10 protein-coding genes and 1 pseudogene are annotated in these 12,458 nt (G+C 66.5%); 8 read left to right on the forward strand and 3 right to left on the reverse strand.

Annotated features, from left to right (window positions below; genetic code table 11):
- The first annotated feature begins 173 nt into the window (after positions 1-173).
- The 3 genes from PKB_RS00830 (at position 174) to PKB_RS00840 (ending at position 3,888) form a co-directional block, all read left to right on the forward strand.
- Complete coding sequence (locus PKB_RS00830) at positions 174-1,589, forward strand: acetyl-CoA carboxylase biotin carboxylase subunit (protein WP_043248204.1); 1,416 nt, start codon at positions 174-176, stop codon at positions 1,587-1,589.
- Positions 1,590-1,605: 16 nt separating this feature from the next.
- Complete coding sequence (gene oadA, locus PKB_RS00835; protein ID WP_043248206.1) at positions 1,606-3,414, forward strand: sodium-extruding oxaloacetate decarboxylase subunit alpha; 1,809 nt, start codon at positions 1,606-1,608, stop codon at positions 3,412-3,414.
- 135 nt (positions 3,415-3,549) lie between these two features.
- Complete coding sequence (locus PKB_RS00840) at positions 3,550-3,888, forward strand: zinc ribbon domain-containing protein YjdM (RefSeq protein ID WP_043256789.1); 339 nt, start codon at positions 3,550-3,552, stop codon at positions 3,886-3,888.
- Positions 3,889-3,956: 68 nt separating this feature from the next.
- On the opposite strand, the gene PKB_RS00845 is transcribed toward PKB_RS00840, so the two are convergent.
- The 3 genes from PKB_RS00845 to PKB_RS00855 form a co-directional block, all read right to left on the reverse strand.
- Positions 3,957-4,793, reverse strand: a complete 837-nt coding sequence (locus PKB_RS00845) for an acyl-CoA thioesterase (RefSeq protein ID WP_043248208.1) — start codon at positions 4,791-4,793, stop codon at positions 3,957-3,959.
- A gap of 71 nt (positions 4,794-4,864) precedes the next feature.
- On the reverse strand, positions 4,865-5,896 hold the full coding sequence (locus PKB_RS00850) for a DUF5924 family protein (protein WP_043248210.1): 1,032 nt from the start codon (positions 5,894-5,896) through the stop codon (positions 4,865-4,867).
- Between the two features lie 262 nt (positions 5,897-6,158).
- A complete protein-coding gene (locus tag PKB_RS00855) occupies positions 6,159-7,073 on the reverse strand; it encodes a LysR family transcriptional regulator (RefSeq protein ID WP_043248212.1) in 915 nt (304 codons plus the stop codon).
- A gap of 167 nt (positions 7,074-7,240) precedes the next feature.
- Here PKB_RS00855 and PKB_RS00860 point away from each other — a divergent pair, with 167 nt between their 5' ends.
- From PKB_RS00860 to PKB_RS00875, 5 genes and pseudogenes are all read left to right on the forward strand, one after another.
- Positions 7,241-8,038 (forward strand): carbon-nitrogen hydrolase family protein, encoded by a 798-nt coding sequence (locus tag PKB_RS00860; RefSeq protein ID WP_043248214.1) that lies wholly within the window; start codon positions 7,241-7,243, stop codon positions 8,036-8,038.
- 158 nt (positions 8,039-8,196) lie between these two features.
- A complete protein-coding gene (locus PKB_RS00865; protein WP_043248215.1) occupies positions 8,197-9,687 on the forward strand; it encodes an aldehyde dehydrogenase in 1,491 nt (496 codons plus the stop codon).
- Positions 9,688-9,730: 43 nt separating this feature from the next.
- Positions 9,731-9,804: pseudogene (locus PKB_RS30445) on the forward strand (hypothetical protein); the annotation flags it as partial.
- 39 nt (positions 9,805-9,843) lie between these two features.
- On the forward strand, positions 9,844-11,226 hold the full coding sequence (locus PKB_RS00870) for an aspartate aminotransferase family protein (protein ID WP_043248217.1): 1,383 nt from the start codon (positions 9,844-9,846) through the stop codon (positions 11,224-11,226).
- A gap of 188 nt (positions 11,227-11,414) precedes the next feature.
- On the forward strand, positions 11,415-12,458 hold the full coding sequence (locus tag PKB_RS00875) for an ABC transporter substrate-binding protein (RefSeq protein WP_043248219.1): 1,044 nt from the start codon (positions 11,415-11,417) through the stop codon (positions 12,456-12,458).

A 12,458-nucleotide genomic window follows, 5' to 3' on the forward strand; every position in this document is an offset into this window, starting at 1 on the left:
GGCTATCCCAATAAATATTGATTTTGGTTAATTCTCCTTCCCGCGTAGGGTAAAAACACGCCGGAAGCCAGGCTCCGGCATGCGACCAACCGACGCGGAATCCAAGCCGCGACGGATTGCCGATTGGTTTTTTGCGCCGGGGTCCATAAGGCCCGGGCCGAGGGAAAGCCGAAGTGATCAAGAAAATCCTGATCGCCAACCGGGGAGAGATCGCTGTCCGCATCGTGCGTGCTTGCGCCGAGATGGGCATCCGTTCGGTGGCCATCTACTCCGAAGCCGACCGTCACGCCTTGCACGTGAAGCGCGCCGACGAAGCCCACAGCATCGGCGAGGACCCGCTGGCCGGTTACCTGAACCCGCGTGCCCTGGTGAACCTGGCGGTGGAAACCGGCTGTGACGCCCTTCACCCGGGCTACGGTTTCCTCTCGGAGAACGCCGAGCTTGCGGAAATCTGCGCCGAGCGCGGGATCAAGTTCATCGGCCCGTCCGCCGAAGTGATCCGCCGCATGGGCGACAAGACCGAAGCCCGCCGCAGCATGATGGCTGCCGGCGTGCCTTGTACCCCGGGCACCGAAGGCAACGTCGCCGACCTCGCCGAAGCCCTGCGCGAAGCCGAGCGCATTGGCTACCCGGTGATGCTCAAGGCCACTTCCGGCGGTGGCGGCCGCGGCATCCGCCGCTGCAACAGCCGCGACGAACTGGAACAGGCTTTCCCCCGCGTGATCTCCGAAGCCACCAAGGCCTTCGGCAGCGCAGAGGTGTTCCTCGAGAAGTGCATCGTCAATCCGAAGCACATCGAAGCGCAGATCCTCGCCGACTCCTTCGGCAACACCGTGCACCTGTTCGAACGCGACTGCTCGATCCAGCGCCGCAACCAGAAGCTCATCGAGATCGCCCCGAGCCCGCAGCTCACCCCCGAGCAGCGCGCCTACATCGGTGACCTCGCCGTGCGCGCGGCCAAGGCCGTGGGCTACGAGAACGCCGGTACCGTGGAGTTCCTGCTCGCCGATGGCGAGGTGTACTTCATGGAGATGAACACTCGCGTGCAGGTGGAGCACACCATCACCGAGGAAATCACCGGCATCGACATCGTCCGCGAGCAGATTCGCATCGCTTCCGGGCTGGAATTGTCGGTGAAGCAGGAAGACATCATCCACCGCGGCTTCGCCCTGCAGTTCCGGATCAACGCCGAGGACCCGAAGAACAACTTCCTGCCCTCGTTCGGCAAGATCACCCGCTACTACGCGCCCGGCGGCCCCGGCGTGCGTACCGACACGGCGATCTACACCGGCTACACCATTCCGCCCTATTACGACTCCATGTGCCTGAAGCTGATCGTCTGGGCACTGACCTGGGAGGAGGCGCTCGATCGCGGCCTGCGCGCGCTGGACGACATGCGCGTACAGGGTGTGCGGACCACCGCGCCGTACTACCAGGAAATCCTGCGCAACCCGGAATTCCGCTCCGGCCAGTTCAACACCAGCTTCGTCGAGAGCCATCCGGAACTGACCCAGTACTCGATCAAGCGCAACCCGTCGCACCTGGCCATCGCCATCGCCACTGCCATCGCCGCCCACGCCGGCCTGTAGGGGAAGGATTCAGAACATGAGCAAGAAAGTCACAGTCACCGATACCATCCTGCGCGACGCCCACCAGTCGCTGCTGGCCACCCGCATGCGCACCGAGGACATGCTGCCGATCTGCGACAAGCTCGACCGCGTCGGCTACTGGTCGCTGGAAGTCTGGGGTGGCGCCACCTTCGACGCCTGTGTCCGCTTCCTCAAGGAAGACCCGTGGGAGCGTCTGCGCAAGCTCAAGGCCGCGCTGCCGAATACCCGCCTGCAGATGCTCCTGCGCGGGCAGAACCTGCTCGGCTACCGCCACTACAGCGATGACGTGGTTCGCGCTTTCGTCGCCAAGGCCGCGGTCAACGGCATCGATGTGTTCCGCATTTTCGACGCGATGAACGACGTGCGTAACCTGCGTGTTTCCATCGAGGCGGTGAAGGCTGCCGGCAAGCATGCCCAGGGCACCCTCTGCTACACCACCAGCCCGGTGCACACCATCGATGCCTTCGTGAACCAGGCTAAGGCCATGGCGGCCATGGGCGTGGATTCCATCGCCATCAAGGACATGGCCGGCCTGCTGACCCCGTTCGCCACCGGCGAACTGGTCAAGGCACTGAAGAGCGAGCAGAGCCTGCCGGTGTTCGTGCACTCCCACGACACCGCCGGCGTCGCCAGCATGTGCCAGTTGAAGGCCATCGAGAACGGCGCCGACAACATCGACACCGCCATCTCCAGCATGGCTTGGGGCACCAGCCACCCGGGCACCGAGTCGATGGTCGCCGCGCTGCGCGGCACGCCCTATGACACTGGCCTGGACCTGGAGCTGCTGCAGGAAATCGGCCTTTACTTCTATGCCGTGCGCAAGAAGTACCACCAGTTCGAGAGCGACTTCACCGGCGTCGACACCCGCGTGCAGGTCAACCAGGTGCCGGGCGGCATGATTTCCAACCTGGCCAACCAGTTGAAGGAGCAGGGCGCCCTCAACCGGATGGACGAAGTGCTGGAAGAGATCCCGCGCGTGCGCGCCGACCTCGGCTACCCGCCCCTGGTGACCCCGACCTCGCAGATCGTCGGCACCCAGGCGTTCTTCAACGTGCTGGCCGGCGAGCGCTACAAGACCATCACCAACGAGGTGAAGCTGTACCTGCAGGGCCGCTACGGCAAGGCCGCCGGCACCATCAACGAAGAGCTGCGTCGCCAGGCCATCGGCAACGAGGAAGTCATCGACGTGCGCCCGGCCGACCTGCTCAAGCCCGAGCTGGACAAGCTGCGCGCCGAGATCGGCAGCCTGGCGCAGTCCGAAGAGGACGTGCTGACCTACGCGATGTTCCCGGACATCGGCCGCAAGTTCCTCGAAGAACGCGCCGCCGGCGCCCTGAAGCCGGAAGCGCTGCTGCCGATCCCCAGCGGCAACGGCGTGGCCGCTGCCGGTGGCGAGGGCGTGCCGACCGAGTTCGTCGTCGACGTCCACGGCGAGACCTACCGCATCGACATCACCGGTGTCGGCGTGAAGGGCGACAACAAGCGCCACTTCTACCTGTCCATCGACGGCATGCCGGAAGAGGTGGTGTTCGAGCCGCTCAACGAGTACGTCGCCGGCGACAGCAGCAAGCGCCGCCAGGCCAGCGCGCCGGGCCACGTCACCACCGCCATGCCGGGCAACATCGTCGACGTGCTGGTGAAGCAGGGCGACAGCGTGAAAGCCGGCCAGGCCGTGCTGATCACCGAAGCCATGAAGATGGAAACCGAGGTGCAGGCCGGTATCGCCGGCACCGTGAAGGCGATCCACGTAGCCAAGGGTGACCGCGTCAACCCGGGCGAAGTGCTGATCGAGATTGAAGGCTGACCGACGGACAGACGGGTCTCTAGGTTCAGTCACCGGGGGGAGCACGATGCTCCCCCTTTTTTATGGCGGCGCCAAAAACAGGCAAAGACCTTATATAATCCGCGGTCTTTGAATCACCCCATGCGAGAGAACGCCGTGAGCCAGCTGCCGCCCTGCCCGAAATGCCATTCCGAATTCACCTATGAGGACGGCGCGTTGCTGGTCTGCCCCGAGTGCGCCCACGAGTGGTCGGCCGATGCCGCCGAAGGCGATAGCGACGCCAAGGTCATCAAGGATTCCGTCGGCAATGTGCTGCAGGACGGCGACACCGTGACGGTCATCAAGGACCTCAAGGTCAAGGGCTCGTCCCTGGTGGTCAAGGTCGGCACCAAGGTGAAGAACATCCGCCTGGTCGATGGCGACCACGACATCGACTGCAAGATCGACGGCATCGGCGCGATGAAGCTGAAGTCGGAGTTCGTGAAGAAGGTCTGAGCCTTCCCCGAACCATGAAAAAGCCCGGCCAAGTGCCGGGCTTTTTTCGTTTCACGGCGCGGGCCGCGTCACTGCTTGTAGTAGACGATCTGGTTGCTGGTGGCGAGCAACTCGCCGGCTTCGCTCCACAGCTCGGCGCTCTGGTCGAAATAACCATTGCGGAAGGCCTGGCCGCGCGCTTCGCCGAGCAGGTAGCCGTCGCCGACCTCGGCCAGTTGCTCGGCATCGGTATGGAAATAGGTGGTGATCGACACGGTGCCGGCCGGCACGGGTGTGGCGCGGCGTAGCCAGACGCGCGGGTAGAAGATGTCGCTCATCGCCGCCAGGGACGGGAAGTCGAGCGGGCGCTGGCCGGCATCGCGCAGCCAGAGCTGGGTGCGGCTGTGCTCGCCGCTGCCGTCCCATTTCGTCGGGAATGCGCCGCTGATTGCGCGCATTTCGTATTGGCCGACCCAGGCCACCCCCTTGCCGCTGGTGTTCATCGGCTCGCACTCGGCTGGCGCAGGCGCGCTGGGATGTTGCAGGTCGACATTGCTCCAGGTCTCGCGGCGCAGGGCAGTGACGGCGGTGCCGGTAGAGGTCACCTGGCGTTCGCCGTTGGCGTCGGTCTGGCTCAGCTGCAGCATCCAGTGCTGGGTGGAGCGATTGGTGCGCACCGGCGTCGCTTCGATGCTGAAGGCGCCGGCTTCGATGGCCGCAGCGAAGTTGACGGTCAGCGACAGCGGGCTGCCGAGCAGCTGCGGATGGCGCAGCACGGCCTGCAGCATGACGGCTGCGGTGATGCCGCCGAACGGACCGACCATGTTCCAGTAATCGGCGCTGGTGGCGCCGTGGAACAGGTCGGGATACTGCGCGTCGGCCTCCAGGGCCAGGGCGCGGTCGAAGGGGTGCAGGGCGTCGGTCATGGCGTCGTCTCGGCTCGGGTGTCCCGGTCTTTTAGGGGACGGCCCGGGCCGCGGTCAAGCGAACCGACGGGTCAGGGCGTGACCTCGAAACGCAGCGTGCCGATCACCTGGCCGACCTCGGTGACCACCTGCACCTGCCAGCGCCCGCTGGGGTCGCCGGGGAAGTTCTGCTTGTGGGTCCAGGCGCGGTAGCCGGCCTCGCGGCCGCCGTGGATGTCCAGGGCGATGCGGTCGACTTCCTTACCGTTCTGTCGCCAGACGTGGTAGATGCGCTCGTCCAGCCCGCGCGGCGCGCTGATCGCGGTATAGGCGTAGAGCCCCTGGCTGCGAATCTGCGCGACGCTGATCTGCTCCAGGCTGTCGCCCGGGGTGCGCTGGCTGTTGTCGAACTGCTCGGTGAGCGCCATCTCGGTCATCCACAGGGTCGAGGGCGGCACCCAGGCGCGACCGAACCAGCCGGCGGCGCCGATGCACAGCGTCAGGCCGAGAAGGGCCACCCAGCGCCACCATTTGTGGATGCCCACCGACACCACCAGGCTCGGGAAGGACAGCGCCACGGCGATGCCCAGGGCCCATTTGTAGCTCTCTGGGGTGCTCAGCTGGAGGATGATCGGCAGCGCCGTGAGCAGCACGGCGAACAGCGTCAGGGTGTGGTAGCCGAGGAAGGTCCAGCGCCGCCCGGCCAGCCACTTGTAGTAGACCGGGTCGGTGATGGAGATCAGCCCGGCGATCGCCAGGGCGCCAGTGAACACCGCCTGGCCGCTGTTCCAGGTGGTGGTGACGAAGAAGAAAGGCAGGACGAAGAACAGGCTTTCCTGGTGGATCAGCTGGGTCGCGTAGCGCAGCAGGCCCGGCGGCACTGACCAGCCGAAGCGCTTCCTCACCCGCTCGGTGAGCAGGTTCTCGAGCATCAGCCAGAGCCAGCTGACCAGCATGACGATGGCCATGGCCCGGGCGAAGCCGGCGCGATGGCGGTCGACCATCATGAAGCTGAACAGCCCCGAGCAGAAGCCGAACAGCGCGACCACATGGGGGTAGCGTTCGAGGAGCGAGAGGACCAGCGCGATCACGCGCTGCACGCGGTTTTTCCAGGCGGCCAGCATGACGGGTGCGAAGCAGAAAACGAGAAGGGCGGCGATTGTACCCCTTGCACCGCGCGGCGTGCAGCCGGGGAAGGACGGAGGGTAGGGGCTTTGGGATATCGCGCCGATCCACCCGTAGGGCGCATAACCGCGTTCGCGGTTATGCGCCGAAGATCGGCAGGAAAACGGCGGATAACCCTTTCAGGGTTATTCGCCCTACAGGGGCGGCATTCGCGTTGGGCGGTTCGCGAGCAAGAACCAGGCGTCCCCCTCGCTCCTACGTTCAGTCCGGCGCTTTGCCGCCCAGCTCGCCGCGCGCGTACTCGACGAACAGCTGCGCCGGCTTGGTCAGCTGCGCACGCTTGAGCCAGGCGGCGACCAGGCCGGAGGCGCTGACGTCTTCGGCGATGTTCACCATCACCACCTTCTTGCCGTCGTAGGTGCATTCGGAGTGCGGCCGGGTCACCAGCACCGAGAAGCCGAAACCCTGGCCGACCATGCCGCGCACCATCTCGATGGAGGGCGAGCTGAAGGCGATGTTCGGGGTCAGGCCGAGCTCCTCGAAGATGCTCACGAAGTAGGTCCGGCTGGGCTGCACGTCGAGCAGGATCATCGGCTCCAGCACCAGGTCGCGCAGCGACACCTGGGCCTGCTGGGCGAAGCGGTGGTCGGCCGGGAGCAGCGCGTAGGGGCGTTGCGCCGGCATCAGCGGTTCGGTCTCGATGGTGCCGTCGAGGTCGTGGCGGTAGAGGAAGGCGAGGTCGAAGCGCCCGGCGGTCAGGCCTTGCACCAGCTCCTGCTGCTCGCCGTCGCGGATGCGGATTTCCACGCCCGGATAGCGTTCGCGGAAGCCGGCGATCAGCCGTGGCAGGTACAGCGGCGCCACCGTCTCGAAGCAGCCGAGGTCGATCTGCCCGGCGACCACGTCGTTGTCGGCCAGGGCGTTCTGCTCGAACTCGTGGGCCATGCGCAGCAGTTCCTGGGCCTTGCGGTAGAAGCGCGCGCCGGCGGGGGTCAGGGACACGCCCTGGGCGTGGTGGCGAATGAACAGCTGCACGCCGAAGCTCTCTTCCAGGCCCTTGATCGCCGTCGAGATCGACGGCTGGGCGATGTAGAGCTTGCGCGAGGCCTCGGCCACGCTGCCGCATTCCACGGTGGTCACGAAATACTTCAATTGCCGCAAGGTGTAGGAAGCCACAGCCAACCTCGGTGTTTCTCGTTGTATCGCGCCACGATACCGCTTCGCGCGCGGCGCGAGGCGAGGATTTTCATCGACAGGGACGACATTTTTCATGGCCAGGGCCGCGCCAGGCCGCCGGCATACTCCCTGCACATTCCCCGCTCGACAGGACAAGGAGCAGCAGCATGCAACTGGCTATCTGGCAAACCCAAGGCCATCCCGCCGACCCGGCCGCCAACCTGGCAGCGCTCGAGGCACGGCTGGCCGAAGTGGCGCGTATCGGCGGCGAACTGCTGCTGTGCCCGGAGCTCTGGCTGTGCGGCTACAACGTGGCGGATCAGCTCGCCGACCTGGCCGAGCCCGCCGATGGCCCCTCGGCGCAACGCATCGCCGAGCTGGCGCGACGGCATGGCGTAGCGGTTTGCTACGGCTACGCCGAGCGGCATCCCGAAGGCAGCCGGCCTTACCTCAGCGTGCAACTGATCGATGGCGAAGGGCGGCGCCTGGCGAATTACCGCAAGACCCACCTGTTCGCCGCCGAGCAGGAGCTGTTCAGCCCCGGCGACAGCCTGCCGCCGCCCGTGCGCCTGGGCGCCTGGAACATCGGCCTGCTGCTGGGCGTCGAGCTGGAATACCCCGAGGCGGTGCGCAGCCTGGTGCTGGGTGGCGTCGATCTGCTTCTGGTGCCGACTGCGTTGACACCCGAGTACGCCGTCGTGGCCCAGTCGGTGGTGCCGGCGCGCGCAGTGGAAAACCAGATATTCGTCGCCTACTGCGACCGTTGCGGCGAGGAGCGCGGCCTGGAGTTCCTCGGCGGCTCCCGGGCGGTCGGCCCGGACGGCCAGGCCCTGGCCTTCGCCAACGGAGCCGAGAGCCTGCTTCTGGTGCGCCTCGACCCGGCCCGGCGCGGCAAGCTGGCCGAACGTTTCCCCTATCTGCCGGGCCGCCGTCCGGCGCTCTACGGCGCGCTGGTCGAGGCCTGAGGGTGCCGCACTGCAAGCGGGCGGGCGCTCCGTTTCAGGGCGCGTCTGACCAGCTTTTTCATATACCCCGAAGACAAATTTAATAATTTTCCTGGGCCGGGGCTTGGGCGACCATCTGGACCATCAAGAACAAGAATGCCTGCGAGCAGGAGTGCCCTGTGTACCAACTCAATGACTGGCAGCAGCGTGCAGCGCGCCAGACCTTCATCGACACCGCCCTGATCGGCGGCCGTCGCGTCGCCGCCGCCGACGGCGCCACCTTTGCCTCCATCGACCCGGCGACCAATCGCCTGCTGGCCAACGTCGCCGCCTGTGGCTCCGCCGAAGTCGACGCCGCCGTGCGCAGCGCACGCCAGGCCTTCGAGCATGGCCCCTGGGCTCGCATGGCGCCGCGCGAGCGCAAGGCCGTGCTGCTCAAGCTTGCCGAGCTGATGATGGTCCATCGCGATGAGCTGGCCCTGCTCGACTCGCTGAACATGGGCAAGCCGGTGATGGACGCCTGGAACATCGACGTGCCCGGCGCCGCCGGCGTCTTCTCCTGGTACGCCGAAGCCCTCGACAAGATCTACGACCAGGTCGCGCCGACCGCACAGAACGCCCTGGCCACCATCACCCGCGCGCCGCTGGGCGTGATCGGTGCCGTGGTGCCGTGGAACTTCCCGCTCGACATGGCCGCCTGGAAACTCGCCCCGGCCCTGGCCGCCGGCAACTCCGTGGTACTCAAGCCCGCTGAGCAGTCGCCGTTCTCCGCCCTGCGCCTGGCCGAGCTGGCTTTGGAAGCCGGCCTGCCGGAAGGTGTGCTGAACGTCGTGCCGGGCCTCGGCGAGCACGCCGGCAAGGCCCTCGGCCTGCACCCGGAAGTGGACAGCCTGGTGTTCACCGGCTCCACCGAAGTCGGCAAGTACTTCATGCAGTATTCCGCGCAGTCGAACCTCAAGCAGGTCTGGCTGGAGTGCGGTGGCAAGAGCCCGAACCTCGTGTTTGCCGATTGCCGCGATCTCGATCTTGCGGCTGAAAAAGCGGCCTTCGGCATTTTCTTCAACCAGGGGGAAGTCTGCTCGGCCAACTCCCGCCTGCTGGTGGAGCGCTCGATCCACGACGAATTCGTCGAGCGCCTGATCGCCAAGGCCCGCGACTGGGCCCCGGGCGACCCGCTGGACCCGTCCAGCCGCGCCGGCGCCATCGTCGACGCCAAGCAGACCGCGAGCATCCAGCGCTTCATCGAGGAAACCCGCGCCACCTCCGCGCAACTGGTGTGCGGCGGCCGTCAGCTGACCTTCAACGGTTCCAGCAACTTCATCGAGCCGACCATCTTCACCAACGTCGACCCGCAGCAGCGCCTGGCCCGTGACGAAGTCTTCGGCCCGGTGCTGGCGGTGACCGCCTTCGACAGCGAGGAAGAGGCCCTGCGCCTGGCCAACGACAGCCCCTTCGGCCTGGCCGCCTCGGTGTGGAGCGACGACCTGCACCGCGCCCACCGTGTCGCCTCGCGCCTGAACGTGGGCACCGTCTCGGTGAACACCGTGGATGCGCTGGACCCGGCGATCCCCTTCGGTGGCGGCAAGCAGTCCGGTTTCGGCCGCGACCTCTCGCTGCACTCGTTCGACAAGTACACCCAGCTGAAGACCACCTGGTTCCAGCTGCGCTAAGACACCGAGGTCAGGTCGCCGGCGCTATGCTCGGCGACTGACCGAACCGCTCGAGACGGCCGGTGAGACTGCCCAGGTAAGTCCGTCGCCCTCGATCCCCTGCAAACCCCTCAGGCCGGCTGCCGATGCACCGCCGAGGGAACTAGGAGACAGTCGATGACCGACAAGAACATCCCCCAGCGTGCAACCAGTGACTTCCAGGCAGCCGACGCGGCCCACCACATCCACGCGTTCCTCGACCAGAAGGCGCTCAACGCCGAAGGCCCGCGTGTGATGGTGCGCGGCGAGGGCCTGTATCTCTGGGACAACGATGGCAACCGCTACCTCGACGGCATGTCCGGCCTGTGGTGCACCCAGCTCGGCTACGGCCGCAAGGACCTGACTGCCGCGGCCAGCGCGCAGATGGACCAGCTGTCGTACTACAACATGTTCTTCCACACCACCCACCCGGCGGTGATCGAGCTGTCCGAGCTGCTCTTCAGCCTGCTGCCGGGCCACTACAGCCACGCGATCTACACCAACTCCGGCTCCGAATCGAACGAAGTGCTGATCCGCACCGTGCGCCGTTACTGGCAGATCCTCGGCAAGCCGCAGAAGAAGATCATGATCGGCCGCTGGAACGGCTACCACGGCTCCACCCTGGCGGCCACCGCGCTGGGCGGCATGAAGTTCATGCACGAAATGGGCGGCATGATCCCCGACATCGCGCACATCGACGAGCCGTACTGGTTCGCCCACGGCGGCGACCTGACCCCGGCCGAGTTCGGCCTGCGCGCCGCTCGCCAGCTGGAAGAGAAGATCCTCGAGCTGGGCGCCGAGAACGTCGCCGGCTTCATCGCCGAGCCGTTCCAGGGCGCGGGCGGCATGATCTTCCCGCCGGAAACCTACTGGCCGGAAATCCAGCGCATCTGCCGCAAGTACGATGTCCTGCTGTGCGCCGACGAAGTGATCGGCGGCTTCGGCCGTACCGGCGAGTGGATGGCCCACCAGCACTTCGGCTTCGAGCCGGACACCCTGTCCATCGCCAAGGGCCTGACCAGCGGCTACATCCCCATGGGCGGCCTGGTGCTGAGCAAGCGCATCGCCGAAGTCCTGGTCGAGCAGGGCGGCGTGTTCGCCCACGGCCTGACCTACTCCGGGCACCCGGTTGCAGCCGCCGTTGCCGTCGCCAACCTCAAGGCGCTGCGCGACGAAGGCATCGTCACCCAGGTGAAGAGCGAAACCGGCCCGTACCTGCAGCAGTGCCTGCGCGAAGTCTTCGGCAACCACCCGCTGGTCGGCGACGTGCAGGGGGCCGGCCTGGTTGCCGCGCTGCAGTTCGTCGAGGACAAGGCGACCCGCAAGCGCTTCGACAACGAGAACGACATCGCCTGGCGCTGCCGCACCATCGGCTTCGAGGAAGGCGTGATCATCCGCTCCACCCTCGGCCGCATGATCATGGCTCCGGCGCTGGTCGCCGGCCGCGCGGAAATCGACGAGCTGGTCGACAAGACCCGCATCGCCGTGGACCGCACCGCGAAGGAAATCGGCGTGCTGTAACGCCGCTGTCTGCCGGGTTCCCGCGAACGCGGGAGCCCGGCGACACACTCCGAACAGGGAAGCTCTGAACGAATAACAACAGCGCCGCGAGCCCCATGAGGCCCGCGCGATGGAACCGTTTTGCCGCACGTTCGGCAACTGCCCCGTACCTCCACCAACAACGCCTGACCGGCAGTGGGAGTCGTTCCATGAAATCGTCCTTGCGTTCCACCCTTGCCTGCGCCGTTCTCGCCGCAGTGACCGGCGCCGCCCAGGCGCAACCGCAGAACCTCACCGTCATCTCCTTCGGCGGCGCCACCAAGGCCGCGCAGGAGCAGGCCTACTTCAAACCCTTCGACGCCAGCGGCGCCGGCAACGTGGTCGCCGGCGAGTACAACGGCGAGATGGCCAAGGTGAAAGCCATGGTCGACGTCGGCAAGCCGACCTGGGACGTGGTCGAGGTGGAAAGCCCCGAACTGCTGCGCGGCTGCGACGAGGGCCTGTTCGAGCGTATCGACCCGGCAGCCATCGGCAACCCGGCCGACTTCGTGCCCGGCACCCTCAGCGAGTGCGGCGTGGCCACCTACGTCTGGTCGATGGTCATGGCCTACAACAGCGCCAAGCTGGCCAAGGCGCCGGCCTCCTGGGCGGACTTCTGGAACGTCAAGGACTACCCCGGCAAGCGCGGCCTGCGCAAGGGCGCCAAATACACCCTGGAAGTGGCCCTGCTGGCCGACGGCGTGAAGCAGGAAGACCTCTACAAGGTGCTCTCGACCCCCGCCGGCGTCAGCCGTGCCTTCGCCAAGCTCGACCAGCTCAAGCCGTACATCCAGTGGTGGGAAGCCGGTGCGCAGCCGCCGCAATGGCTGGCCGCCGGCGACGTGGTGATGAGCGCCGCCTACAACGGCCGCATCGCCGCCGCGCAGAAGGAAGGCGTGAAACTGGCCATCGTCTGGCCGGGCAGCCTCTACGACCCGGAATACTGGGCGGTGGTGAAGGGCACCCCGAACAAGGCACTGGCCGAGAAATTCATCGCCTTCGCCAGCCAACCGCAAACGCAGAAGGTGTTCTCCGAGAACATCCCTTACGGCCCGGTGCACAAGGGCACCATGGACCTGCTGCCGGCCGACGTGCAGGCCGCGCTGCCGACCGCCCCGGCCAACCTGAAGGACGCCCGTGCCGTAGACGCCGCCTTCTGGGTCGACCACGGCGAAGAGCTGGAACTGCGCTTCAACACCTGGGCGGCCCACTAA

Source organism: Pseudomonas knackmussii B13 (assembly GCF_000689415.1).
Lineage (GTDB): Bacteria > Pseudomonadota > Gammaproteobacteria > Pseudomonadales > Pseudomonadaceae > Pseudomonas > Pseudomonas knackmussii.